Source organism: Streptomyces sp. NPDC002619 (assembly GCF_042889305.1).
In the GTDB taxonomy this organism is placed as follows: Bacteria; Actinomycetota; Actinomycetes; order Streptomycetales; family Streptomycetaceae; genus Streptomyces.
This window is the reverse complement of record NZ_JBIAQV010000001.1, coordinates 129,560-154,932: the sequence shown is the minus strand read 5'-3', so window position 1 is coordinate 154,932 and position 25,373 is coordinate 129,560. Positions and strand designations below refer to the sequence as shown.

General features: G+C 69.3%; 22 protein-coding genes. 4 read left to right on the top strand and 18 right to left on the bottom strand.

Annotated features, from left to right (window positions below; translation table 11 throughout):
- Positions 1-13 precede the first annotated feature (13 nt).
- Positions 14-199 carry a hypothetical protein gene (locus ACFYXB_RS00805; protein WP_389576524.1) on the bottom strand — a complete coding sequence of 62 codons (186 nt, stop codon included), beginning with the start codon at positions 197-199 and terminating at the stop codon, positions 14-16.
- 233 nt (positions 200-432) lie between these two features.
- Here ACFYXB_RS00805 and fahA point away from each other — a divergent pair, with 233 nt between their 5' ends.
- Both fahA and ACFYXB_RS00795 read left to right on the top strand, forming a co-directional pair.
- Complete coding sequence (fahA, locus tag ACFYXB_RS00800) at positions 433-1,650, top strand: fumarylacetoacetase (protein ID WP_389576522.1); 1,218 nt, start codon at positions 433-435, stop codon at positions 1,648-1,650.
- Positions 1,651-1,861: 211 nt separating this feature from the next.
- The gene (locus ACFYXB_RS00795; RefSeq protein WP_389576520.1) at positions 1,862-2,800 is read left to right on the top strand and encodes a M56 family metallopeptidase; all 939 of its coding nucleotides are present in this window, start codon (positions 1,862-1,864) and stop codon (positions 2,798-2,800) included.
- 37 nt (positions 2,801-2,837) lie between these two features.
- Here ACFYXB_RS00795 and recQ read toward each other — a convergent pair whose 3' ends face one another.
- The 15 genes from recQ to ACFYXB_RS00720 all read right to left on the bottom strand — a co-directional run bounded on the left by recQ (position 2,838) and on the right by ACFYXB_RS00720 (position 20,826).
- Complete coding sequence (recQ, locus tag ACFYXB_RS00790) at positions 2,838-4,832, bottom strand: DNA helicase RecQ (protein ID WP_389577412.1); 1,995 nt, start codon at positions 4,830-4,832, stop codon at positions 2,838-2,840.
- Between the two features lie 148 nt (positions 4,833-4,980).
- Positions 4,981-6,630, bottom strand: a complete 1,650-nt coding sequence (nuoN, locus tag ACFYXB_RS00785; RefSeq protein WP_351348712.1) for an NADH-quinone oxidoreductase subunit NuoN — start codon at positions 6,628-6,630, stop codon at positions 4,981-4,983.
- Positions 6,627-8,198 (bottom strand): NADH-quinone oxidoreductase subunit M, encoded by a 1,572-nt coding sequence (locus ACFYXB_RS00780; protein ID WP_389576518.1) that lies wholly within the window; start codon positions 8,196-8,198, stop codon positions 6,627-6,629. Before ACFYXB_RS00780 ends, nuoN begins: the two co-directional genes overlap by 4 nt.
- Before the next feature lie 5 nt (positions 8,199-8,203).
- Entirely contained in the window at positions 8,204-10,099 is a 1,896-nt protein-coding gene (gene nuoL, locus ACFYXB_RS00775) for an NADH-quinone oxidoreductase subunit L (protein ID WP_389576516.1), read from the bottom strand.
- Positions 10,100-10,113: 14 nt separating this feature from the next.
- Positions 10,114-10,413, bottom strand: a complete 300-nt coding sequence (gene nuoK / locus ACFYXB_RS00770; protein WP_073901863.1) for an NADH-quinone oxidoreductase subunit NuoK — start codon at positions 10,411-10,413, stop codon at positions 10,114-10,116.
- Positions 10,410-11,252 (bottom strand): NADH-quinone oxidoreductase subunit J, encoded by an 843-nt coding sequence (locus ACFYXB_RS00765; protein WP_389576514.1) that lies wholly within the window; start codon positions 11,250-11,252, stop codon positions 10,410-10,412. The genes nuoK and ACFYXB_RS00765 overlap by 4 nt, the downstream gene beginning before the upstream one ends.
- A complete protein-coding gene (gene nuoI, locus ACFYXB_RS00760; protein WP_389576512.1) occupies positions 11,249-11,851 on the bottom strand; it encodes an NADH-quinone oxidoreductase subunit NuoI in 603 nt (200 codons plus the stop codon). Before nuoI ends, ACFYXB_RS00765 begins: the two co-directional genes overlap by 4 nt.
- The gene (nuoH, locus tag ACFYXB_RS00755; RefSeq protein WP_389576510.1) at positions 11,844-13,208 is read right to left on the bottom strand and encodes an NADH-quinone oxidoreductase subunit NuoH; all 1,365 of its coding nucleotides are present in this window, start codon (positions 13,206-13,208) and stop codon (positions 11,844-11,846) included. Before nuoH ends, nuoI begins: the two co-directional genes overlap by 8 nt.
- Positions 13,205-15,709 (bottom strand): NADH-quinone oxidoreductase subunit G, encoded by a 2,505-nt coding sequence (locus ACFYXB_RS00750; RefSeq protein ID WP_389576508.1) that lies wholly within the window; start codon positions 15,707-15,709, stop codon positions 13,205-13,207. Before ACFYXB_RS00750 ends, nuoH begins: the two co-directional genes overlap by 4 nt.
- Positions 15,706-17,052, bottom strand: a complete 1,347-nt coding sequence (gene nuoF, locus ACFYXB_RS00745) for an NADH-quinone oxidoreductase subunit NuoF (protein ID WP_389576506.1) — start codon at positions 17,050-17,052, stop codon at positions 15,706-15,708. The genes ACFYXB_RS00750 and nuoF overlap by 4 nt, the downstream gene beginning before the upstream one ends.
- Positions 17,052-17,834: an NADH-quinone oxidoreductase subunit NuoE gene (nuoE, locus tag ACFYXB_RS00740; protein WP_351348687.1), complete on the bottom strand. Its 783-nt coding sequence runs from the start codon at positions 17,832-17,834 to the stop codon at positions 17,052-17,054. Before nuoE ends, nuoF begins: the two co-directional genes overlap by 1 nt.
- Positions 17,831-19,162 carry an NADH-quinone oxidoreductase subunit D gene (locus ACFYXB_RS00735; protein WP_389576504.1) on the bottom strand — a complete coding sequence of 444 codons (1,332 nt, stop codon included), beginning with the start codon at positions 19,160-19,162 and terminating at the stop codon, positions 17,831-17,833. The genes nuoE and ACFYXB_RS00735 overlap by 4 nt, the downstream gene beginning before the upstream one ends.
- Positions 19,159-19,902: an NADH-quinone oxidoreductase subunit C gene (locus tag ACFYXB_RS00730; protein ID WP_351348681.1), complete on the bottom strand. Its 744-nt coding sequence runs from the start codon at positions 19,900-19,902 to the stop codon at positions 19,159-19,161. The genes ACFYXB_RS00735 and ACFYXB_RS00730 overlap by 4 nt, the downstream gene beginning before the upstream one ends.
- Entirely contained in the window at positions 19,899-20,453 is a 555-nt protein-coding gene (locus ACFYXB_RS00725; protein ID WP_007383964.1) for an NADH-quinone oxidoreductase subunit B family protein, read from the bottom strand. The genes ACFYXB_RS00730 and ACFYXB_RS00725 overlap by 4 nt, the downstream gene beginning before the upstream one ends.
- 13 nt (positions 20,454-20,466) lie before the next feature.
- A complete protein-coding gene (locus ACFYXB_RS00720) occupies positions 20,467-20,826 on the bottom strand; it encodes an NADH-quinone oxidoreductase subunit A (RefSeq protein WP_009310323.1) in 360 nt (119 codons plus the stop codon).
- 715 nt (positions 20,827-21,541) lie between these two features.
- Between ACFYXB_RS00720 and ACFYXB_RS00715 the strand changes: the two genes are divergently transcribed.
- Positions 21,542-22,375: a C40 family peptidase gene (locus tag ACFYXB_RS00715; RefSeq protein ID WP_389576502.1), complete on the top strand. Its 834-nt coding sequence runs from the start codon at positions 21,542-21,544 to the stop codon at positions 22,373-22,375.
- A 64-nt stretch (positions 22,376-22,439) separates the two neighbouring features.
- Here the strand turns inward: ACFYXB_RS00715 and ACFYXB_RS00710 are convergent, their stop codons facing one another.
- Positions 22,440-24,263: an FAD-dependent oxidoreductase gene (locus tag ACFYXB_RS00710; RefSeq protein ID WP_389576500.1), complete on the bottom strand. Its 1,824-nt coding sequence runs from the start codon at positions 24,261-24,263 to the stop codon at positions 22,440-22,442.
- An 88-nt stretch (positions 24,264-24,351) separates the two neighbouring features.
- Here ACFYXB_RS00710 and def point away from each other — a divergent pair, with 88 nt between their 5' ends.
- A complete protein-coding gene (gene def / locus ACFYXB_RS00705; protein WP_389576498.1) occupies positions 24,352-24,981 on the top strand; it encodes a peptide deformylase in 630 nt (209 codons plus the stop codon).
- 19 nt (positions 24,982-25,000) lie between these two features.
- Here the strand turns inward: def and ACFYXB_RS00700 are convergent, their stop codons facing one another.
- The gene (locus tag ACFYXB_RS00700) at positions 25,001-25,309 is read right to left on the bottom strand and encodes a hypothetical protein (RefSeq protein ID WP_389576496.1); all 309 of its coding nucleotides are present in this window, start codon (positions 25,307-25,309) and stop codon (positions 25,001-25,003) included.
- Positions 25,310-25,373 lie beyond the last annotated feature (64 nt).

The window sequence follows — 25,373 nt, the reverse complement described above, 5'->3', positions numbered from 1 at the left end:
CGCCGCTCGTCGGTCAGACGAACGCGCGCTTCAGATATCGGGAGGAGGCCGCCGGCGTGTAACGGTCCTCCGTTATCGCATACATGGGGACTCCCAGGCGGCCCAGGCTGCGGATCGCGCCGACACCGCCGTGGTGCAGCGGGCAGTCGCCGAACTTGACGATCAGGGCCGGCACGTCACGGTCCGCCTCGAAAGGCACGCTGCCGGCGTTCCTGGCCACGGGTCCCCCCACGTGTCCCCCTACGGACCGGACCCACCCCGTCCGTGTCCCCCAAAGGGCGCTAAGCCGGAATTAGACCCTCCGACAAAACTTATTCGGACATTGCGAACTCTTTACACACTGCCCACGAGCGACACCGCCACGTAACGTGTGGCGCGACCACATGGAACGTTTGGCCATGCATGGCACGGATGAGAGTGAGGCAGCACCCCATGCCCCCCTTCGACGTCCCCGAGGGCGACCCCTTCGGCCCGAACAACCTTCCGTATGGCGTGTTCTCGCCCTCCGGCACCGAGGAGCGGAGGGTCGGCGTCCGGCTCGGCGACCACGTCCTCGACGCGGGCGCGGCGGCCGCCGTCCTCGGCTCGCCGTACGTCTCCCTGCTCGCGCGCCCGACCCTGGATCCGCTGCTGGCGGCCGGCCGCACGGCCTGGTCCGACGTACGGCGCGCGCTGACGGCTTGGGTCACGGTGCCCTCGCACCGCGAGGCCATCGAACCGCTCTTCCACCCCCTCTCGTCGGTGACCCTGCACCTCCCCTTCGAGGTCGCCGACTACGTCGACTTCTACGCGTCCGAGAACCACGCCCGCAACGTCGGCCGGATCTTCCGCCCGGACGCGGCGGACTCCCTCACCCCCAACTGGAAGCACCTGCCGATCGGTTACCACGGCCGCTCCGGCACGGTCGTGGTGTCGGGCACCGAGGTCGTACGGCCGTCGGGCCAGCGCAAGGCGCCCGCCGACCCGGCACCGGTCTTCGGGCCGTCGGTCCGGCTCGACATCGAGGCCGAGGTCGGCTTCGTGGTCGGCGCGCCGTCACCGATGGGCCGGACGGTCGCACTGGGCGACTTCCGGGAGCACGTCTTCGGGCTGTGCCTGCTCAACGACTGGTCGGCGCGGGACATCCAGGCCTGGGAGTACGTCCCCCTCGGCCCGTTCCTCGGCAAGTCCTTCGCCACGTCGGTGTCGGCGTGGATCACCCCGCTGGAGGCGCTGGAGGAGGCGCGCGTGGCTCCGCCGGAGCGCACGCACCCGCTGCTGCCGTATCTCGACGACTCCGGCCCGGACGCGGAGCCCGGCGGATACGACCTGCGGATCTCCGTCGCGATCAACGGTCACGTCGTGTCCGAACCTCCCTTCTCCACCATGTACTGGACCGCCGCCCAGCAACTCGCCCACATGACGGTCAACGGCGCCTCCCTGCGCACCGGCGACCTGTACGGCTCCGGCACGGTGAGCGGCCCGACGGAACAGCAACGCGGCTCCCTTCTCGAACTCACCTGGAACGGCCGCGACCCCTTCGAACTCCCCGACGGCAAGCGGACGTTCCTGGAGGACGGCGACGTGGTGACGCTGTCGGCGTGGGCACCGGGAGCCGACGGCGCCCGGATCGGGCTGGGAGAGGTCACGGGACGCGTCGTGGCCGGGTGAGCGACGGCTCAGGCGGCCCAGGCGGCTCCGGTCGGCTGCCCGTCCGGGGCCGCTCGAGCCGCGCCCGGTTCACGCGCGACTCCTGACTGCTGTGGCCCGCGGCCGTCATACTGGCGGCGGGACACAGCACCACCCGACGCAGCACTGAAACATCACTGACGCACCTCCCGTCACCTGCCCCCGTATCCGACCCGGAACCGGAGCCCCTGGCATGACCGTCTGCCTGCTCCTGCTGAGCCTCGTCGCCCTGACGGCCTCCGTACCGGCGCCCCGCGCGCTGACCCGGGCGGCCTGGCCCGAGCGGGAACCCGTGGTCGGGCTGTGGGTGTGGCAGTGCCTGGTCGCCACCGTGCTGCTGTGCTGCCTGGCCGCGCTGACGCTCGGCGCGGCGGCGGTCTTCCACACAGTGCGGGACCGCGTCTTCGCGTCCGCCCCGCCCGCCGTCGCCGCCGCGTACGATTTGTCCGCCGCACCGCTGTGGGCTGTCACCCTCACGGTGCTGCTCGCCTGCGGGGCCGCGTGGACGACGGCGATGCTGGCCCGCGAACTAACCGAGGTCCGCCGGCGCCGCGGCCAGACCCGCGCGCATCTGCGCGAACGGGCACCGGAACTGCCTGCCGGGCTACCAGCCGCGCGCGGCCCGATGCTGGTTCTGGAGGACGAGTACCCGGACGCCTGGTGGATGCCCGGCCACCCGCCCCAGCTGGTGGTCACCACGGGCGCCCTGCACCGCCTCACGGACCATCAGCTGGACGCGGTCCTCACCCACGAGCGCGGTCACGCCCGCGCCCACCACGACTGGCTGCTCCACCTCTCCACGGCACTGGCCACAGGCTTCCCGCGGGTGCCGCTGTTCGCCCACTTCTGCGACCAGACCCACCGCCTCGTCGAACTGGCCGCCGACGACACGGCGTCCCGCCGCTGCGGTCACCTCACCACGGCGCTCGCGCTGATCGAACTGAACCAGCACCGGGGCGTCCTCTCCTGCGCCTCCAGCCGCCGTCTGCTCGGTGAGCGCGTCGAGCGGCTCCTCGAACCCCCGCCCCGGCTGCTGCGCAGGCACCGGGCCCTGACGACGACGGTGGCCACGCTCGTGCCGCTGCTGCCCCTGCTGATCACGTTCGCCCCGGGGCTGACGGCACTGTCCTGACGGCACTCGCCCGACGCCTGGCGAGCCCGGTGGACGCCTATATCCAGTCGTCCGGCTCCGGCTCCTCGTCCGGCTCCGGCCAGTCGTCCTGCGGTGCCGCGCCGCCCGCCGGTGCCGCCCCAGCAGCCGCCCCCGGCCCGGAGGAACCGGGCCCCGACAGCGACGACAGCACCCCGAGCACCCCCTCCCCGTACGTCGCCAGCTTCTTCTCGCCGACGCCGCCCACCGTGCCCAGTTCCGTCACCGACCCCGGCCGACGACTCACGATCTCCCGGAGCGTGGCGTCGTGGAAGATGACGTACGCCGGGACGCCCTGCTCGCGGGCCTGTTCGGCGCGCCAGGCACGCAGCGCCTCGAACGCGGGGAGCAGGTCGTCGGACAGCTCGACCGCGGCGGCCTTGGCCTTGCGCTCGCCCTTGCCGGAGGACGATGAAGCACGCGCTGCCACAGGCTTCTTCGGCTCCTTGCGCAGCGGCACCTCCCGCTCCCGCCGCAGCACCGAGCCGCTCGCCTCGGTGAGCACCAGCGTGCCGTACTCCCCCTCGACCGCCAGCAGCCCCTGGGCCAGCAACTGCCGGACGACGCCCCGCCATTCGCCCTCGGCCAGCTCCTCGCCGATGCCGAAGACGGACAGCTGGTCGTGGTCGAACTGGATCACCTTGCCGGTGCGCTTGCCGAGCAGGATGTCGATGATCTGCACCGCGCCGAACTTCTGCCGCCGCTCGCGCTGCAGCCGTACGACCGTGGACAGCACCTTCTGGGCGGCGATCGTGCCGTCCCAGGTCTCCGGCGGTGTGACGCACGTGTCGCAGTTGCCGCAGCCCGCCGGATCGGGGTCCTGGCCGAAGTAGGCGAGCAGCTGGCCTCGGCGGCACTGGGCCGTCTCGCACAGCGCGAGCATCGAGTCCAGGTGGGCGGCGGCCCGGCGGCGGAACGCCTCGTCGCCCTCGCCGGACTGGATGAGCTTGCGCTGCTGTATGACGTCGTTGAGGCCGTATGCCATCCAGGCCGTCGAGGGCAGTCCGTCACGGCCGGCCCGGCCCGTCTCCTGGTAGTAGCCCTCGATCGACTTGGGCAGGTCGAGGTGGGCGACGAACCGTACGTCCGGCTTGTCGATGCCCATCCCGAAGGCGATCGTGGCGACCACGACCAGGCCGTCCTCGCGCAGGAACCGGGACTGGTGCGCCGCGCGCGTGCCTGCGTCCAGGCCGGCGTGGTAGGGCACCGCCTCGATGCCGTTGCTGCTGAGGAACTCGGCGGTCTTCTCCACCGAGTTGCGCGACAGGCAGTACACGATTCCCGCGTCGCCCGCGTGCTCCTCCCGCAGGAAGGCGAGCAGCTGCTTCCTCGGGTCGGCCTTGGGCACGATCCGGTACTGGATGTTGGGGCGGTCGAAGCTCGCCACGAAGTGACGGGCCGTCGGCATGTTCAGCCGCTGCGTGATCTCCTGGTGCGTTGCGTCCGTGGCCGTCGCGGTGAGGGCGATCCGCGGGACGTCCGGCCAGCGCTCACCCAGCAGTGAGAGGGTCAGGTAGTCGGGGCGGAAGTCGTGGCCCCACTGGGACACGCAGTGCGCCTCGTCGATGGCGAAGACGGAGATCTTGCCCCGGGCGAGCAGGTCCAGGGAGGCGTCCAGGCGCAGCCGCTCCGGAGCCAGGTAGAGCAGGTCCAGCTCGCCCGCCAGGAACTCCGCTTCGACCACGCGCCGCTCGTCGAAGTCCTGCGTGGAGTTGATGAACCCGGCGCGCACGCCGAGCGCCCGCAGCGCGTCGACCTGGTCCTGCATGAGCGCGATGAGCGGCGAGACCACGACGCCCGTACCCGGTCTGACCAGGGCCGGGATCTGGTAGCACAGCGACTTCCCGCCGCCGGTGGGCATGAGAACGACGGCGTCGCCGCCGGCCACCACATGCTCGATGACCGCTTCCTGCTCACCTCGGAAGGCCTCGTACCCGAAGACCCGGTGCAGCGTGGCCAGCGCCTCGTTCTCCGTCACCCCTGGCATCTCCCTGATCCCGCCCGTCGCACCCATCGTCGTGTCCCCCGTACGTCGTCCCTCGACCACTGCGTCCACGATAGGGCTCCGGACTGACAGCGCCGGAGTTATCCACAGGCTTCACCACAGCGGCCCGGCACCCACGAAGGGGTACCGGGCCGCTGCCTGCACTTCAAGCGTCGCGTCAGCGCACGAACACGCCCGCCTGGTTCGCCAGGTCCAGGAAGTACTGCGGGGCCACGCCGAGGACCAGGGTCACCGCCACGCCCATGCCGATGGCCGCCATCGTCAGCGGGGAGGGCACGGCCACCGTCGGGCCGTCGGGCCTGGGGTCGCTGAAGAACATCAGCACGATCACGCGGATGTAGAAGAAGGCCGCGATCGCCGAGGAGATCACACCGATCACGACCAGCGGGGCCGCGCCGCCTTCCGCCGCCGCCTTGAACACGGCGAACTTCCCGGCGAAGCCGGACGTCAGCGGAATGCCCGCGAAGGCCAGCAGGAACACCGCGAACACGGCCGCCACCAGCGGCGAACGGCGGCCGAGCCCGGCCCACTTGGACAGGTGCGTCGCCTCGCCGCCCGCGTCGCGCACCAGCGTGACCACCGCGAACGCGCCGATCGTCACGAAGGAGTATCCGGCCAGGTAGAAGAGGACGGACGAGACGCCATCCTTCGAGGTCGCGATGACACCCGCGAGGATGAAGCCCGCGTGCGCGATCGACGAGTACGCGAGCAGCCGCTTGATGTCGGTCTGGGTGATCGCGACGATCGCACCGCCCAGCATGGTGATGATCGCGACGGCCCACATGACCGGCCGCCAGTCCCAGCGCATGCCGGGCAGGACGACGTACAGCAGCCTGAGCAGCGCGCCGAACGCCGCCACCTTGGTCGCCGCCGCCATGAAGCCGGTCACCGGGGTCGGCGCGCCCTGGTAGACGTCGGGCGTCCACATGTGGAACGGGATGGCGCCCACCTTGAACAGCAGGCCCATCACGACCAGCGCGGTGCCGATGAGCAGCAGCGCGTCGTTGCCCATGGTGCCGACGAGAGCCGGATCGACGTTGGGGATCGTGCCGTCGACGACCTGCGCGATCGTCCCATACGACACCGAGCCCGCGTAGCCGTACAGCAGCGCGATGCCGAACAGCGTGAACGCGGAGGCGAACGCGCCGAGCAGGAAGTACTTGACCGCGGCCTCCTGCGACAGAAGGCGCTTGCGGCGGGCCAGCGCGCACATCAGGTACAGCGGGAGGGAGAAGACCTCCAGGGCCACGAAGAGCGTCAGCAGGTCGTTGGCCGAGGGGAAGATCAGCATGCCCGCGATCGCGAAGAGCAGCAGCGGGAAGACCTCGGTGGTGGTGAACCCCGCCTTCACTGCGGCCTTCTCGCTGTCGCTGCCCGGTACGGACGCGGCCTGCGCGGCGAAGGAGTCGACCCGGTTGCCGTGCGCCGCCGGGTCCAGGCGCCGCTCGGCGAAGGTGAACAGGGCGACCAGGCCGGCCAGCAGGATGGTGCCCTGCAGGAAGAGCGCGGGCCCGTCGACCGCGATCGCGCCCATGGCCGCGATGCGTGCCTTCGTCGTGCCGTACCCGTCGGCCGCCAGTGCGACGACCGCCGCGAAGGCGGCGCAGAGGGCGACGACGGAGACGAACACCTGCGCGTAGTAGCGGGACCTGCGCGGGATGAACGCCTCGATCAGCACCCCGACGACCGCCGCACCGACGACGATCAGGGTGGGGGACAATTGTCCGTATTCGATCTTCGGCGCTTCGATCTTCGCGATCGGTTCGGCCGCGGTTGTCCACAGGCTGTGGACGACTGCTGTGCTCACTTGGCGGCCTCCACCTCAGGCTTGGGGTCTGTCTGGTGTACGTCGGACATGGTCTGCTTGACCGCCGGGTTGACGATGTCCGCGACGGGCTTCGGGTAGACGCCCAGGAAGATCAGCAGCACGATCAGCGGCGCCACGACCACCAGCTCCCGAGCCCTGAGGTCGGGCATCGCGGAGACCTCCGGCTTCACTGGGCCAGTCATCGTCCGCTGGTAGAGGACGAGGGTGTAGAGCGCGGCGAGGACGATGCCGAAGGTGGCGATGATGCCGATCGCCGGATAGCGCGTGAACGTGCCGACCAGGACCAGGAACTCACTGACGAACGGCGCGAGTCCCGGCAGCGAGAGCGTCGCCAGGCCGCCGATCAGGAAGGTGCCGGCGAGCACCGGGGCGACCTTCTGCACTCCGCCGTAGTCGGCGATGAGCCGCGAGCCGCGCCGGGAGATCAGGAAGCCGGCCACCAGCATCAGCGCGGCCGTGGAGATGCCGTGGTTGACCATGTACAGCGTCGCCCCGGACTGGCCCTGGCTGGTCATCGCGAAGATGCCCAGGATGATGAAGCCGAAGTGCGAGATCGACGCGTACGCCACCAGCCGCTTGATGTCGCGCTGGCCGACCGCGAGCAGCGCGCCGTAGACGATGCTGATGAGTGCCAGGACGAGGATGACCGGCGTCGCCCACCTGCTCGCCTCCGGGAACAGCTGGAGGCAGAAGCGGAGCATCGCGAAGGTGCCGACCTTGTCGACGACCGCGGTGATGAGGACGGCGACCGGAGCGGTGGCCTCCCCCATCGCGTTGGGCAGCCAGGTGTGCAGCGGCCACAGAGGCGCCTTCACGGCGAACGCGAAGAAGAAGCCGAGGAACAGCCAGCGTTCGGTGTTGGTCGCCATGTGCAGCGAACCGTTGGCCCGCGCCTGCACGATCTCCTGGAGGCTGAAGTTCCCGGCGACCACATAGAGGCCGATCACCGCGGCCAGCATGATCAGACCGCCGGCCAGGTTGTAGAGCAGGAACTTCACGGCCGCGTACGACCGCTGCGTCGACGCCGCTTCCTCGCCGTGCTCGTGGGCACGGTCCCCGAAGCCGCCGATGAGGAAGTACATCGGGATCAGCATGGCTTCGAAGAAGATGTAGAAGAGGAAGACGTCCGTGGCCTCGAAGGAGATGATCACCATCGCCTCGACAGCCAGGATCAGCGCGAAGAAGCCCTGTGTGGGCCGCCACCGCTTGCTTCCGGTCTCCAGCGGGTCGGCGTCGTGCCAGCCCGCGAGGATGATGAACGGGATCAGCAGGGCGGTCAGTGCGACGAGGGCGACCGCGATGCCGTCGACGCCCAGTTCGTATCTGACCCCGAAGTCCGAGATCCAGGCGTGGGACTCGGTGAGTTGGTAGCGGGCGCCGTCCGGGTCGAAGCGGACCAGGACGACGATCGCCAAGACCAGCGTGGCGAGTGCGACCAGCAGCGCCAGCCACTTGGCGGCGGTGCGCCGGGCGGCCGGTACGGCGGCCGTGGCGACCGCCCCGACGGCCGGGAGTACCGCCGTCGCTGTCAGCAGAGGAAAGGACATCGGTATCAGACCGCCCTCATCAGCAGGGTCGCGGCGACCAATAGGGCCGCACCGCCGAACATCGAGACCGCATAGCTGCGCGCGAAGCCGTTCTGGAGCCGGCGCAGCCGTCCGGACAGGCCGCCGAACGAGGCCGCCGTACCGTTGACGACCCCGTCGACCAAGGTGTGGTCGACGTACACCAGGGAGCGTGTGAGGTGCTCTCCGCCACGGACCAGGACGACGTGGTTGAAGTCGTCCTGGAGCAGGTCGCGCCGGGCTGCCCGGGTGAGCAGCGACCCGCGCGGGGCGACGACGGGGACCGGGCGGCGGCCGTACTGGGCGTACGCGATGCCGACGCCGACGACCAGGCAGACCAGGGTCGCGCCGGTGACCGTCATGGCGCTGACCGGCGAGTCGCCCTCGCTGTGGCCGGTGACCGGCTCCAGCCAGCTCACGAAGCGGTCGCCGAGGTTGAAGAAGAAGCCGGCGAAGACCGAGCCGACCGCGAGCACGATCATGGGGATGGTCATGACGTTCGGCGACTCGTGCGGGTGCGGCTCGTTGCCGTTCGCGTCGGGCTGCCAGCGCTTCTCGCCGAAGAACGTCATCAGCATCACGCGGGTCATGTAGAACGCGGTGATGGCCGCGCCCAGCAGGGCCACTCCGCCGAGGATCCAGCCCTGGGTGCCGCCCTTGGCGAAGGCCGCCTCGATGATGGCGTCCTTGGAGTAGAACCCGGACAGGAACGGGAAGCCGATGATCGCGAGGTAGCCGAGGCCGAACGTGACGAAGGTGACTGGCATGTACTTCCTGAGGCCGCCGAACTTCCTCATGTCGACCTCGTCGTTCATGCCGTGCATGACCGAACCGGCGCCGAGGAACAGCCCGGCCTTGAAGAAGCCGTGTGTGACCAGGTGCATGATCGCGAAGACGTAGCCGATCGGGCCGAGGCCCGCCGCCAGCACCATGTAGCCGATCTGCGACATGGTCGAGCCGGCCAGTGCCTTCTTGATGTCGTCCTTCGCGCAACCGACGATCGCACCGAACAGGAGCGTGACCGCGCCAACGACCGTGACGACGAGCTGTGCGTCGGGCGCCGCGTTGAAGATCACGCCGGAGCGGACGATCAGGTAGACGCCTGCGGTCACCATCGTCGCGGCGTGGATGAGGGCCGAGACCGGGGTCGGGCCCTCCATCGCGTCCCCGAGCCAGGACTGCAGCGGCACCTGGGCGGACTTGCCGCACGCGGCGAGCAGCAGCAGCAGGCCGATGGCGGTGAGTCTTCCCTCGGACGCGTCGCCGACGCTGCCGAGGACCGGCCCGAAGGCGAAGGTGCCGAACGTCGTGAACATCAGCATGATCGCGATCGACAGGCCCATGTCGCCGACGCGGTTGACCAGGAAGGCCTTCTTCGCCGCCGTGGCCGCGCTGGGCTTGTGCTGCCAGAAGCCGATCAGCAGGTACGAGGCGAGACCGACGCCCTCCCAGCCGACGTACAGCAGCAGGTAGTTGTCGGCGAGGACGAGCAGCAGCATCGCCGCGAGGAACAGGTTCAGATAGCCGAAGAAGCGGCGGCGGCGCTCGTCGTGCTCCATGTACCCGATCGAATACATGTGGATCAGCGAGCCGACGCCGGTGATCAGCAGGACGAACGTCATGGACAGTTGGTCGAGGCGGAAGGTGACGTCCGCCTGGAAGCTCTCGACCGGGATCCACGTGTACAGGTGCTGGGTCAGGGTGCGGTGTTCGGCGTCCTTGCCCAGCAGGTCGGCGAAGAGGATCACGCCGAACACGAAGGAGGTCGCCGACAGGAGCGTGCCGATCCAGTGGCCGAGGGCGTCGAGGCGCCGGCCGCCGGTCAGCAGGACGGCCGCTCCGAGCAGGGGCGCCGCGATCAGCAGCGCAATCAGGTTCTCCACGATTCAGCGACCCCTTACAGCTTCATCAGGCTGGCGTCGTCGACCGAGGCCGAGTGGCGGGTACGGAACAGCGACACGATGATCGCGAGCCCGACCACGACCTCCGCGGCGGCGACGACCATCGTGAAGAAGGCGATGATCTGGCCGTCGAGATTGCCGTGCATCCGGGAGAAGACGACGAACGCGAGGTTGCAGGCGTTGAGCATCAGCTCGATGCACATGAACACGACGATCGCGTTGCGCCTGATCAGCACGCCGGTCGCGCCGATCGTGAACAACAGGGCGGCGAGATAGAGGTAGTTGACCGGGTTCACTTCGACGCCTCCTCGGCCCGCTTGAGGTTCGCCGGATCGATCGCCGTACGCTCCAGCCGCTCCTCGGCGCGCTGTTCCAAGGCCTTGAGGTCGTTGAGGGCCTCGGCCGACACGTCGCGGATCTGACCGCGCTGGCGCAGCGTCTTGTTGACGGTGAGCTCGGACGGGGTGCCGTCGGGCAGCAGGCCCGCGATGTCCACGGCGTTGTGCCGGGCGTAGACACCGGGTGCGGGCAGCGGCGGCAGGTGCTTGCCCTCGCGCACCCGCTGTTCGGCCAGCTCGCGCTGGGTCTTGGCGCGCTCGGTGCGCTCGCGGTGGGTGAGCACCATGGCACCGACGGCGGCCGTGATGAGCAGGGCGCCGGTGATTTCGAAGGCGAAGACGTACTTCGTGAAGATGAGGGCGGCGAGGCCCTCCACGTTGCCGTTCGCGTTCGCCTGGCCGGTGCCGTTGAACTCCGTCAGGGACGCGTGCCCGATGCCGCCGAGCAGCAGGACCCCGAAGCCGACCCCGCACAGAAGGGCCAGCCAGCGCTGGCCCTGGATGGTCTCCTTCAGGGAGTCGGCCGCCGTCACGCCGACGAGCATCACCACGAAGAGGAACAGCATCATGATCGCGCCGGTGTAGACGACGATCTGCACGATGCCCAGGAAGTAGGCGCCGTTGGCGAGGTAGAACACCGCCAGGACGATCATGGTTCCGGCGAGGCTGAGCGCGCTGTGCACGGACTTCTTCATGAAGACGGTGCTAAGGGCGCCGATCACCGCGACGGTGCCGAGGACCCAGAACTGGAAGGCCTCACCGGTGGAGGTGGTGTAGGCGGCGAGCTGCGCGCTCATACGTCCACCTCCTCGTCCTGCGGCTTCTCGCCCTGGGAGACGGCTACTTGCTGTACGGTGCCGGGCGCCGCCTCGGTGACCAGCCCCCGGTAGTAGTCCTGTTCGTCCGTCCCCGGGAAGATCGCGTGCGGGGTGTCGACCATGCCCTCTTCCAGACCGGCGAGCAGCTGCTCCTTGGTGTAGATGAGGTTGGCGCGGCTGGAGTCGGCCAGCTCGAACTCGTTGGTCATCGTGAGCGCGCGCGTGGGGCACGCCTCGATGCACAGGCCGCACAGGATGCAGCGGGCGTAGTTGATCTGGTAGACGCGGCCGTACCGCTCGCCCGGGGAGTAGCGCTCCTCGTCCGTGTTGTCGGCGCCCTCCACGTAGATGGCGTCGGCGGGGCAGGCCCAGGCGCACAGTTCACAGCCCACGCACTTCTCCAGGCCGTCCGGATGGCGGTTGAGCTGGTGCCGTCCGTGGAACCGCGGAGCCGTGGTCTTCTTCTGTTCCGGGTACTGCTCGGTCAGCCGCTTCTTGAACATGGCCTTGAAGGTCACGCCGAAGCCGGCGACGGGGTTCATGAAACCGGGCTTGGTGTCTTTGGGTTCCTCAGCCATCGGACGCCTCCTTTCCATCCGTAGATCCGTCACTGACAGTGTCCGACCCACCACTGACAATCAGCTCCCGCTCGCGGTGCGGGCGGCGTCTGGGCACCGGCGGCAGCTCCTGACCGGGCATCGGCGGGACGGGGAATCCGCCCGCCATCGGGTCGAATCCGCCCGCCTCGGCGGTGGGCGGCTCGGCCGGCTTCGCCCTGTCGCGGAACGTGTCGACGACGAAGGACAGGAGCAGCAGGGCGAGGACACCGCCGCCGACGTAGAGGGCGATGTCGGCGAAGTCGTAGTTCTCGTTCCTGAGCGTCCGCACGGTCGCGACGAGCATCAGCCAGACCACGGAGACCGGGATGAGCACCTTCCAGCCGAGCTTCATCAGCTGGTCGTAGCGCACGCGCGGGAGCGTGCCGCGCAGCCAGATGAAGAAGAACAGCAGCAGCTGGACCTTGATCGTGAACCAGAGGATCGGCCACCAGCCGTGGTTCGCGCCCGCCCAGAAGGTGCTGATCGGCCACGGGGCCCGCCAGCCGCCGAGGAAGAGGGTGGTCGACACGGCCGACACCGTCACCATGTTCACGTACTCGGCGAGCATGAACATCGCGAACTTGATCGACGAGTACTCGGTGTTGAAGCCGCCGACCAGGTCGCCCTCGGACTCCGGCATGTCGAAGGGGGCGCGGTTGGTTTCGCCGACCATCGTGACGATGTAGAGGATGAAGGAGACCGGCAGCAGCAGGATGTACCAGCGGCCCTGCTGCTGCTCGACGATCGTCGACGTCGACATCGACCCCGAGTAGAGGAACACGGAGGCGAACGCGGCGCCCATGGCGATCTCGTACGAGATCATCTGCGCGCAAGAACGCAGTCCGCCGAGCAGCGGATAGGTCGATCCGGAACTCCAGCCCGCCAGCACGATGCCGTAGATGCCGACCGAGGCGACCGCGAGGATGAACAGCATCGCGATCGGAAGGTCGGTGAGCTGCATCGCCGTGCGATGGCCGAAGATCGAGATCTCGTTGCCGGCCGGTCCGAAGGGGATCACCGCGATCGCCATGAAGGCCGGGATGGCCGCGACGATCGGCGCGAGGACGTAGACCACCTTGTCCGCGCGCTTGACGATGACGTCTTCCTTGAGCATCAGCTTGATGCCGTCGGCGAGCGACTGGAGCATGCCCCAGGGGCCGTGCCGGTTGGGGCCGATGCGCAGCTGCATCCAGGCGACGACCTTGCGCTCCCACACGATGGAGAACAGCACGGTCACCATCAGGAAGGCGAAGCAGAACACCGCCTTGATGACGACCAGCCACCACGGGTCGGTGCCGAACATCGAGAGGTCTTCAGCGGCGAGGTACGGGCTCATGCCTCCACCTCCTTGGGGGCCTCACCGGCGAGCGGCGCCGGACCGATACGGACGAGGGAGCCGGGTCGCGCCCCCGTGTCGGAGGCCACGCCCCCGCCGGCGGAGTTGAGCGGGAGCCAGACCACCCGGTCGGGCATCTCGGTGACCTGGAGCGGGAGTTCGACCGCGCCGGCCGGCCCGCTCACGGCGAGGAGGTCGCCGTTCTTGACACCCGCCTCGGCGGCGGTCGCGGCCGACACACGCGCGCGTGCCGCGTGCCGGGTTCCGGCGAGCGCCTCGTCGCCCTCCTGGAGGAGGCCCTGGTCGAGCAGCAGCCGGTGTCCGGCGAGCACGGCCTCACCGGCGGCCGGTCGCGGCAGCGCGACCGCCGTCTCCAGCGGCCCGGAGGCCCGCGGTCCGTCCCATGCACCGAGCCGGTCCAGCTCCGCGCGCGTGGTGCGCAGATCCGGCAGACCCAGGTGTACGTCCATGGAGTCGGCCAGCATCTGCAGCACGCGCGCGTCGGTCGGCGACAGGCGCCGGGTCATCTGCTCGGGCTTGAGCGCGGCCTCGAAGAAGCGGACCCGGCCCTCCCAGTTGAGGAAGGTGCCCGCTTTCTCGGCGACCGCGGCGACCGGCAGGACGACGTCGGCGTGCTCGGTGACCTCGCTGGGCCTCTGTTCCAGCGACACCAGGAAGCCGACCGCGGCGAGCGCTTCACGCGCGCGTGCCGGGTCGGGCAGGTCGGCGACCTCGACGCCCGCGACCAGCAGGGCCGACAGCTCTCCGGTGGCGGCGGCCTCGACGATCTGGCCGGTGTCGCGGCCGTGGCGCAGCGGGAGTTCGGCCAGGCCCCAGGCCGCGGCGACCTCCTCACGCGCGCGTGGGTCGGTCGCCGGACGTCCGCCCGGCAGCAGCGACGGCAGCGCGCCGGCCTCGATCGCGCCGCGCTCCCCGACCCGGCGCGGGATCCACACCAGGTGGGCACCGGTCGCGGACGCGGCCCGTACGGCGGCGGTGAGGCCACCGGCGACGGCGGCCAGCCGCTCACCGACGACGATCACCGCGCCCTCGGCGCGCAGCGCCTCGGCGGCCGCGGTGCCGGAGTCCTCCAGGCCGACGCCGCTGGCGAGCGCGTCCAGCCATTCGGTCTCGGTGCCGGGAGCGGCCGGCAGTAGCCTGCCGCCCGCCTTCTCCAGGCCCCGGGTGGCGTGCGTGGCCAGCGAGAACACCCGCTGCTTGCGCTTGCGCCAGGCCTTGCGCAGCCGCAGGAAGACGCCGGGCGCCTCCTCCTCCGACTCGAACCCGACCAGCAGGACGGCGGGCGCCTTCTCCAGCGACGTGTAGGTGACGCCCGTACCGTCGAGGTCGCGTCCGCGCCCGGCGACGCGGGCGGCCAGGAAGTCGGCCTCCTCGCTGCTGTGCACGCGCGCGCGGAAGTCGATGTCGTTGGTGTCGAGCGCCACGCGCGCGAACTTGCTGTAGGCGTAGGCGTCCTCGACGGTGAGGCGGCCGCCGGTGAGGACACCGGCCCTGGACCGCGCCGCGGTCAGGCCCCGGGCCGCGGCGTCGAGCGCCTCGGGCCAGGACGCGGGCTCCAGCACACCGTCCGCGTTGCGGACCAGAGGTGTGTCGAGGCGGTCCTTCGACTGGGCGTAGCGGAACGCGAACCGCCCCTTGTCGCAGATCCACTCCTCGTTGACCTCGGGGTCGTTGGCGGCGAGCCGCCGCATGACCTTGCCGCGCCGGTGGTCTGTGCGTGTCGCGCAGCCGCCGGCGCAGTGCTCGCACACCGACGGCGAGGAGACCAGGTCGAACGGGCGGGAGCGGAATCGGTACGCCGCCGAGGTCAGCGCGCCCACCGGGCAGATCTGGATGGTGTTCCCGGAGAAGTACGACTCGAAGGGGTCGCCCTCACCGGTGCCCACCTGCTGGAGCGCGCCCCGCTCCAGCAGCTCGATCATCGGGTCGCCCGCAATCTGCTGGGAGAACCGGGTGCAGCGGGCGCACAGCACACAGCGCTCCCGGTCGAGCAGTACCTGTGTCGAGATCGGGACCGGCTTCTCGTACGTGCGCTTGCGGCCCTCGAAGCGGGACTCGGCGTTGCCGTGCGACATTGCCTGGTTCTGCAGCGGGCACTCGCCGCCCTTGTCGCAGACCGGGCAGTCCAGCGGGTGGTTGATGAGCAGCAGCTCCATCACACCGTGCTGGGCCTTCTCGGCGACCGGCGAGCTGAGCTGCGTCTTCACCACCATTCCGTCCGTGCACGTGATCGTGCAGGACGCCATGGGCTTGCGCTGGCCCTCAACCTCGACGATGCACTGGCGGCAGGCGCCGACCGGGTCGAGAAGCGGATGGTCACAGAAGCGCGGGACCTCGATGCCGAGCTGCTCGGCGGCCCGGATGACCAGAGTGCCCTTGGGCACGCTGATCTCGGCGCCGTCGATCGTCAGCGAGACGAGGTCTTCCGGCGGGACCGCCGCCTCTCCCCCTCCGGAGGGAGCACTGGTGGTCACGGTCATGCGTTCACCTCCGGGCGGTCCGCCCAGGCCGTCGACTTGGCCGGGTCGAAGGGGCAGCCCCGGCCCGTGATGTGCTGCTCGTACTCCTCGCGGAAGTACTTGAGCGAGGAGAAGATCGGTGCGGCCGCACCGTCGCCGAGGGCGCAGAAGGACTTGCCGTTGATGTTGTCGGCGATGTCGGCCAGCTTGTCGAGGTCGGACATGGCGCCCTTGCCGGCCTCGATGTCGCGCATCAACTGGACGAGCCAGTACGTGCCTTCACGGCAGGGCGTGCACTTGCCGCAGGACTCGTGGGCGTAGAACTCGGTCCAGCGAGTGACGGCGCGCACGACGCAGGTCGTCTCGTCGAAGCATTGGAGTGCTTTCGTGCCGAGCATGGAACCCGCGGCACCCACTCCTTCGTAATCAAGAGGGACGTCGAGGTGCTCGTCGGTGAACATCGGCGTCGAGGAGCCGCCCGGCGTCCAGAACTTCAGGCGGTGCCCGGATCGCATTCCGCCGCTCATGTCGAGGAGTTGGCGGAGCGTGATGCCGAGCGGCGCCTCGTACTGTCCGGGGCTCGCGACGTGGCCGCTGAGCGAGTACAGCGTGAAGCCGGGAGACTTCTCGCTGCCCATCGACCTGAACCATTCCTTGCCGTTTTTCAGGATGGCGGGAACCGACGCGATCGACTCGACGTTATTCACCACAGTCGGACAGGCGTAGAGGCCTTCCACCGCAGGGAAAGGGGGACGCAGCCGCGGTTGACCACGGCGGCCTTCGAGCGAGTCGAGCAGCGCGGTCTCCTCGCCGCAGATGTACGCGCCGGCGCCGGCGTGCACGGTGAGTTCGAGGTCGAGCCCACTGCCCAGGATGTCCTCGCCGAGGTAGCCCGCCGCGTAGGCCTCGCGCACGGCCTCGTGCAACCGCCGCAGAACGGGGACGGCTTCACCACGCAGATAGATGAAGGCATGCGACGACCTGATGGCATAACACGCGATCACAATGCCCTCGATGAGGCTGTGCGGGTTCGCGAAGAGGAGCGGGATGTCCTTGCAGGTTCCCGGCTCCGATTCGTCGGCGTTGACAACTAGATAGTGCGGTTTTCCATCACCCTGGGGAATGAACTGCCATTTCATTCCCGTCGGGAATCCCGCGCCGCCGCGCCCGCGCAGACCGGAGTCCTTGACGTACGCGATCAGGTCGTCCGGCGACATCGCGAGCGCCTTGCGGAGCCCCTCGTACCCCTCGTGCCTCCGGTAGACGTCCAGCGACCAGGACCTGTCCTCGTCCCAGAAGGCCGTCAGCACGGGTGCGAGCAGCTTCTCGGGACTGGTGTCCTTGAGCTCGGGTGTCATGGTCATCACTCCCCCTCCTCGGATGCCTGGCCGGTGGACGGCGCGTCCTGAGGTTCCTGGGCACGCGGATGGACCACGCGCGCGGGCGCGGCCTCTCCCCTTGCCAGGCGAAGGCCCGTCAGCGAAGCGGGTCCCGCGCTGCCGCTCTCCTCGACGGCCCCTGGCCGCTCGTCGGGGAAGCCCGCCAGGATCCGTGCGGTCTCCTTGAAGGTGCACAAGCGCGCCCCGCGCGTGGGCTCGACGGGGCGTCCCTCGCGGAGGTCGTCGACCAGGCGCGTGGCGCTCGCCGGGGTCTGGTTGTCGAAGAACTCCCAGTTGACCATCACGACCGGCGCGTAGTCGCAGGCCGCGTTGCACTCGATGTGCTCCAGGGTGACCTTGCCGTCGTCGGTGGTCTCGCCGTTGCCGACGCCCAGGTGCTCCTGGAGCGTCTCGTAGATCGCGTCGCCGCCCATGACCGCGCACAGGGTGTTGGTGCAGACGCCCACCTGGTAGTCACCGCTCGGCCTGCGCCGGTACATGGTGTAGAAGGTGGCGACCGCGGTGACCTCGGCCGTGGTCAGGTCCAGCACGTCCGCGCAGAACTGCATCCCGGTGCGCGTGACATGGCCCTCCTCCGCCTGCACGAGGTGCAGCAACGGCAGCAGGGCGGACCGGGAGTCGGGGTAGCGCGCGATGACCTCGCGCGCGTCCGCCTCCAGCCGGGCCCGGACGTCGTCCGGATACGCGGGCGCGGGCAGTTCGGGCATACCCAGGCTGACGCCCCGCTCCGAAGAACTGGTGGTCACCGGTCGACGCCTCCCATCACGGGGTCGATGGACGCGACAGCGACGATGACGTCGGCGACCTGGCCGCCCTCGCACATCGCCGCCATGGCCTGCAGGTTGGTGAAGGACGGGTCGCGGAAGTGGACCCGGTAGGGGCGGGTGCCGCCGTCGGACACGGCGTGCACCCCGAGTTCGCCCTTGGGTGACTCGACGGCCGCGTACGCCTGTCCCGGCGGGACGCGGAAGCCTTCGGTCACCAGCTTGAAGTGGTGGATCAGGGCCTCCATGGAGGTGCCCATGATCTTCTTGATGTGGTCGAGGGAGTTGCCCAGTCCGTCCGGTCCCAGGGCGAGCTGGGCGGGCCAGGCGATCTTCTTGTCGGCGACCATGACCGGTCCGGGCTGGAGCCGGTCCAGGCACTGCTCGACGATCCTGAGCGACTGATGCATCTCCTCCAGCCGGATCAGGAAGCGGCCGTAGGCGTCGCAGGTGTCGGCGGTCGGGATGTCGAAGTCGTAGGTCTCGTAGTCGCAGTACGGCTGCGACTTGCGCAGGTCGTGCGGCAGGCCGGTGGAGCGCAGGATCGGGCCGGTGGCGCCGAGGGCCATGCAGCCGGCCAGGTCGAGGTAGCCGATGTCCTGCATACGGGCCTTGAAGATGGGGTTCCCGGTGGCGAGCTTGTCGTACTCCGGGAGGTTCTTCTTCATCTTCTTCACGAACTCGCGGATCTGGTCCACCGCGCCGGGCGGCAGGTCCTGGGCGAGTCCGCCGGGCCGGATGTACGCGTGGTTCATGCGTAGGCCCGTGACCAGCTCGTAGATGTCGAGGATCATTTCACGATCACGGAATCCGTAGATCATGATCGTGGTGGCGCCGAGCTCCATGCCACCGGTGGCGATGCAGACCAGGTGCGAGGACAACCGGTTCAGCTCCATCAGGAGCACCCGGATGATCTTGGCCCGCTCGGTGATCTGGTCCTCGATGCCGAGGAGCTTCTCGACGGCGAGACAGTAGGCGGTCTCGTTGAAGAAGGACGTCAGGTAGTCCATGCGCGTCACGAACGTGGTGCCCTGTGTCCACGTGCGGTACTCGAGGTTCTTCTCGATGCCGGTGTGGAGGTAGCCGATGCCGCAGCGGGCCTCGGTGACCGTCTCGCCCTCGATCTCCAGGATCAGGCGGAGCACTCCGTGGGTGGACGGGTGCTGGGGGCCCATGTTGACGACGATGCGCTCGTCGTCGGCGCGGGCCGCGGTCTGGACGACCTCGTCCCAGTCGCCACCGGTGACCGTGTATACGGTGCCCTCGGTGGTCTCACGCGCCGAAGCGGCGGCTGCTGACTGCGTGCTCACGAGTACGACCTCCGCTGGTCCGGAGCCGGGATCTGGGCGCCCTTGTACTCGACGGGGATGCCGCCGAGGGGGTAGTCCTTGCGCTGCGGATGGCCCTGCCAGTCGTCCGGCATCATGATCCGCGTCAGGGCCGGGTGACCGTCGAAGACGATCCCGAAGAAGTCGTAGGTCTCGCGCTCGTGCCAGTCGTTGGTCGGATAGACGGAGACCAGCGACGGGATGTGCGGGTCGCTGTCCGGGGCGCTGACCTCGAGGCGGATCAGCCGGTTGTGGGTGATCGAGCGCAGGTGGTAGACGGCGTGCAGCTCGCGGCCCTTGTCGTGGAGATAGTGGACGCCGCTGACGCCGGTGCACAGTTCGAAGCGCAGGGCCGGGTCGTCGCGCAGGGTGCGGGCGACGCGCAACAGGTGCTCGCGCTCGATGTGGAAGGTGAGTTCACCGCGGTCGACGACCGTCTTCTCGATGGCGTTCTCGGGGACGAGTCCCTGTTCCTCCAGGGCGCCCTCGAGTTCGTCGGCGACCTCGTCGAACCAGCCGCCGTAGGGGCGGGTCGCCGGTCCCGGGAGCCGGACCGAGCGGACCAGGCCGCCGTAGCCGGAGGTGTCGCCGCCGTTGTCGGCGCCGAACATGCCGCGCTGGACGCGGATCTCCTCGCCGCCCTCGCCGCGCTGGCCGGGCAGGTTGGAGGCGCCGAGGTCCTTTTCGGGGTTGACCCCGTTGGTGCCGTTCACGTCGCTCACCGCAGCAGCCCCTTCATCTCGATCGTGGGCAGTGCCTTGAGCGCCGCCTCCTCCGCCTCGCGGGCGGCTTCCTCGGCGTTGACGCCGAGCTTGGAGGACTGGATCTTCTGGTGGAGCTTGAGGATCGCGTCCATCAGCATCTCGGGCCGGGGCGGGCAGCCGGGGAGATAGATGTCGACCGGGACGATGTGGTCGACGCCCTGGACGATCGCGTAGTTGTTGAACATGCCGCCCGAGGAAGCGCAGACGCCCATGGAGATCACCCACTTCGGGTTGGGCATCTGGTCGTAGACCTGCCGCAGCACCGGCGCCATCTTCTGGCTGACCCGGCCCGCGACGATCATGAGGTCCGCCTGCCGCGGCGAGCCACGGAAGACCTCCATGCCGAAGCGCGCCAGGTCGTAGCGGCCGGCGCCGGTGGTCATCATCTCGATGGCACAGCAGGCGAGCCCGAACGTCGCGGGAAAGACGGACGCCTTGCGCACCCAGCCGGCGGCCTGCTCGACGGTGGTCAGCAGGAAACCGCTCGGCAGTTTTTCTTCGAGTCCCATGTCCTAAGGCCCCTCAGTCCCATTCCAGGCCGCCGCGCCGCCATACGTACGCGTAGGCGACGAAGACGGTGAGCACGAAGAGCAACATCTCCACGAGCCCGAAAACACCCAGGGCGTCGAAGGTGACGGCCCAGGGGTAGAGGAAGACGATCTCGATGTCGAAGACGATGAAGAGCATCGCCGTCAGGTAGTACTTGATCGGGAAGCGCCCGCCGCCGGCCGGCGTGGGGGTCGGCTCGATGCCGCACTCATAGGCCTCGAGCTTCGCGCGGTTGTAGCGCTTGGGCCCGATCAGCGTGGCCATGATCACGGAGAAGATCGCAAAGCCTGCCCCGAGGGCTCCCAGTACGAGGATGGGCGCATACGCGTTCACCGCTCCTCGCTCCTCTCAGTCGGCACTGACTGCTGGCGGTTGGCGTCGGACTCGCATCCGCCCCACGCGTCCCACGAGCCACGCTCGTCCCGGGCGAAGATCGAGAACATGTGAAGCAGGTCACAAGCCCAACTGCCTCGCATCTTATGCCCGCCACTCTGTGATCTGCGACACGGGGTATTACACAAGCTTTGTGATCTCCACCACCTGACGAAGGATCATGAAGTCGGATGAGCGGTGATCTTCATACTCGAAGCGTCCGAGCGATCACCAGAGGTGACATTTTCGCAAGTCATCGCAGGCGGGAGGGGGCGTCTCCATATCAAGATGCTTCCCTTGCATGCAAATTGGTGCTGGACCGAACGCATTGGTAGAGGACCGCGTTCACACATCAGAGGGAGGTGCGGGGCGGGATGTGGACGCGTGCACGCGTTCACGAAGTCGAGCGGCACGATCCGCGCACGAGACGCGACCCCAGCGGTAACCGTTCCGTGACCTCCGCCACATCCATGAGAACCGTCTGAGAACGGGGCTTGGCCACTCACCCCAACCGATGGTAGGGGCTGGGCAATTCGGACGTAATCACGAAAGCCTATGATCACGGGCGTGATCAGGGTCGTCCGCAATGTCCGTTACGGCGTCAATAAGGAGTGACACGCGCAGTATTCACGGTCTCGATTGAGCAACTGTGGCGCAGCACACGTTTCTTGTAGATATGAAGGAGCCCCTGATACCGGTTGTTCTCATGTCCCACACCGCCCACATACGCAGCCACCGGAAGCCCCGTAACCGCAGCGCGTCGACGATCGCGATGCGGGCCGGAGTTGCCGGTGGCGTCCTCAGCCTGACCGCTGCCGGTGCGTCGGCGACGGCGAACGCCGCCGAGCCGGTAACCCAGACGCTCGAACTCCCCGCCCTGACGGCCGACATGACCACCCAGGTCGCCCAGTCCGCGGCCGCCACGCAACTGGCCGCCGCGAACTACGAACTGCAGGCCGAGCGTGACGCGGCCGCCGCAAAGGCCGCGAAGCAGGCCAAGGCGGACCTCGCCGAAGCGAAGCAGAAGGCGGAGGCCAAGAAGAAGGCCGCCGCCGAGGCCGCCCGCCGCGCCGCCGCCGAGGCTGCCGCCTCGCGTTCGTCGGAGCGGACCACGCTCTCCGCGAGCACGAGCACCACCGCGTCCGCCCCCGCCAGCGGCAGCGTCGGCGCGGTCATCTCATTCCTCAAGGCCCAGGTGGGCGACGCCTACGTCATGGGCGGCACCGGCCCCAGCGCGTGGGACTGTTCGGGTCTCGTCCAGGCCGCGTTCAAGCAGGTCGGCGTGGACCTCCCGCGCATCGCCCAGGACCAGTCGACCGTCGGCACCGACGTCTCGCTGTCCAACCTCCAGGTCGGCGACATCCTCTACTGGGGTGCGAAGGGGTCCGCGTACCACGTGGGCGTCTACATCGGGAACGGTCAGTACCTGGACGCGGCCAACCCCTCCAAGGGCGTCGTCATCCAGGACCTCTCCGGCTACCCGGCGACAGGCGCGGTGCGGGTGCTCTGAGCACACCGCCGTACGGAAGGGCCGCAGCCGCTCGGGGGCAGCGGCCCTTCCGGCACAGCCCGGGCTACCCCAGGTCGAAGGTGTTGGGCAGGCCCAGCCGGTAACGCAGCTCGTCGACGCGCTTGAAGGGTTCCATCTCCGGCGGCCGGAACAGTTCCCAGATGCGGCAGCGCTCGGCGTCCGAATTGTCCGCATCCAGCAGGGCGTTGACGGCCCGTCGCGCGGACTCGTTGGCACCCTCCATCGTCGCCAGGTCCACGTCCGTGCGGATGTAGTCGCCGGCGAGGAAGAAGTTCGGCACCGCCGTCCCCGCCGACGGGCGGTTGTAGAGCGTGCCCGTGGGATGAATCAGGAGCTGTTCGCGGTTTCGCGGGTCGGGTCCGCCGAGCCCGGTCACCGCCGGGTCCATGAACCAGCCGAGCCGGTCCTCGTCCCTGAGCGTCGTCTTGCCGGAGTCGTTCAGCCCGTCCTTCAGCTGGGCCCACATTTCGGCGACGATCTCGTCCTTGGTGCACTCGCGGGCCGTCTTGCCGTACAGGATGCCGGGCCTGTCCCATTCGGAGATGATCGCCGACAGGCAGTCGTGGGCCCGACCGTCCCCGTAGTCGCGCGAAAAGTCCCGTACGTCCCAGAACTGGGCCTGTCCGATGCCCGTCACCGCCCAGGGCGAGTCGAGGCAGTTGATGTGCCCGTGGACGACGGGCGTGGGTGAGCGCAGATAGAACATCACGCCGGTCATCCAGTCCGTCCGGAGCGCGTCGCATCGGCCGAGCTGCGGGTCGGCCGCACGTAGGGCGGCGCCCCAGGTCACGCGCGCGTGCTCGACGGGCAGCGCGGAGACGTAGTGGTCGGCGGTGACCGTGCGTTCCTGGCCGCCATCGCGGGCCGCGACGCGGACGCCGGTCACGCGTCCGCTCTCGTACACCACCTCGCGGACCTCCGTGCCGAGGACGAACTCGACGCCGAGGGAGCGCAGACGGGTCTCCCAGGGGTCGATCCAGGCCTCGCTCGTCGGGGCGTTGAGGACGCGGTCGATCTCGGCGTCGCCGTCCATGCCCCGGCCGAGCAGGCCCCACAGCAGCAGGGCCTCGATGATGACGCGGCCGACCGTGCGGGTGGAGGCGATCTCGGCGCGGGTGGCGACGAGGTTGCGAGTCTGGCCGATGCCGAGGAGCACCTGGTACTCGCGGCTCATGTCGCCGGCCCGGATGAAGTCCCACCACGCCTTCTTCTCCCACTGGTCCTCGCGACGGGCGTCGCAGCTGGTGAGGTGGACCAGGAGACGGTCGGCGAAGTAGGCGGCCTCGTGGGCGGGCAGGCTGGTGCCCTCGTCGAGGACGGCCAGGACCTGGTCGCGGATCCAGGTCGGGGTGAGGTCGGTGGGCGCCGGCGGGGTGGTGGCCCGGCGCAGCGGGAAGTGCAGGTCCGGGCGGCCGGCGTCGCGCGCGAACAGAGCCTCGGTCCCGCTGCGGAGGTTGTCGTGGACGCCGTTCGCGTTGCCGGCGAAGGGGATGCGGCGCATCGTGTCCGGCAGGTTCCGGTAGAAGCCGGGGAAGAAGCGGAAGCCGTGCTCGCCCGGGAGCGGCTTGCGACCGCCCGCCGCCGTACCGGGGACGTCCATGGAGCGGGCCTTGCCGCCGAGGGCGTCGTAGTACTCGTAGACGGTCACGGCGTAGCCGCGCTCGGCGAGTTCATGGGCGGCGCTGAGGCCGGAGACGCCGCCGCCGAGGACGGCGACGCGCTTGCCGGAGGAAGCCGCGGCGGCGCTGCCGGCGGGCCATAAGGCGGTGGCTCCGACCGCTCCCCCGGCGGCCGCCAGGAAGCGTCTGCGGGTGGGTCCGGCGGGTCCGGGGTTCTCCTGCCGCTGCTGTGCGGGTTCTGTTGTCATGTGAACCGGAGGGTAGGCAGGGGCTCCGCGGGCCGGAACCCCGGAAGCCTGTCACCCACAGCATCCTCACAAACACATGGAGACAGACATGCCAAGCGTGTTCGTACAGGGCAGGCCCGTCGACTCGTATCCGCGTCTCGCGCCCGAGGCCCTGCGCGGTTCGGTCCGGCGTATCACCGAGGTCGGCGAGGAGGTCCTGCACAAGCCGTGCCGGGACGTCACCGAGTTCGGGCCCGACCTCGCCGCGCTCATCGACGACATGTTCCTGACGATGTACATCGCCGACGGAGCGGGGCTCGCGGCGAACCAAGTCGGCGTCGGCCTGCGGCTGTTCGTGTACGACTGCCCCGACGACGACGGTGTCCGACATGTCGGACACATCGTCAACCCCGTCCTGGACCAGGCGGACCCGGGCGAGCGGCGGCTGCTCGACGAGGGCGAGGGATGTCTGTCGGTGCCGGGGGCGACGATGGACGTGCCGCGCCCCGACCGAGCCGTCGTACGTGGGCGGAACAAGGACGGCAACCCGCTCGTCATCGAGGGCACGGGGTACTTCGCGCGCTGCCTCGCCCACGAGACCGATCACGTCAACGGGCACGTGTACATCGACCGGCTCTCCAAGCGGGACCGCAGGGAGGCGCTGCGGCAGGTGGCCGACCGCCGGGAGGAGGTCTTCGCCCGCCGGGCCGCCAACGAGGCCGCGCTGAACCGTCCCTGAGCATGTGAGCGCCTGGCCGTCACGGCACGCGCAGGTCGTGGTGCTCCTCGGCGCGCTGCCGGTCCTCGGGCGTCAGGTCGGCGTCCCGTACCGGTACGACCCATGCCCAGTGGCGGCCGACCGGGCAGTACTGCCGGCGGTACGGGCCGAGGCGTACGGACTTGAGGGACGCGCCCGGGATCCAGATCGTCGTGAAGAGGTGGCCGTCCCGGCACCGGACGACGGTGTTGGTGCCCAGGCGGTAGCCGCGGCGCCGCGCGACGACGGTGGCACCGACGAGAACCACCGCCACGACGGCGACGGGGAGGAGGGCTGCCGGGTTCTTCATGGGAACGCACCTGCGATCCGGGCCGGAGGATTCTGCAGGATCAGTGTGCGGCGCCCACAGAGTG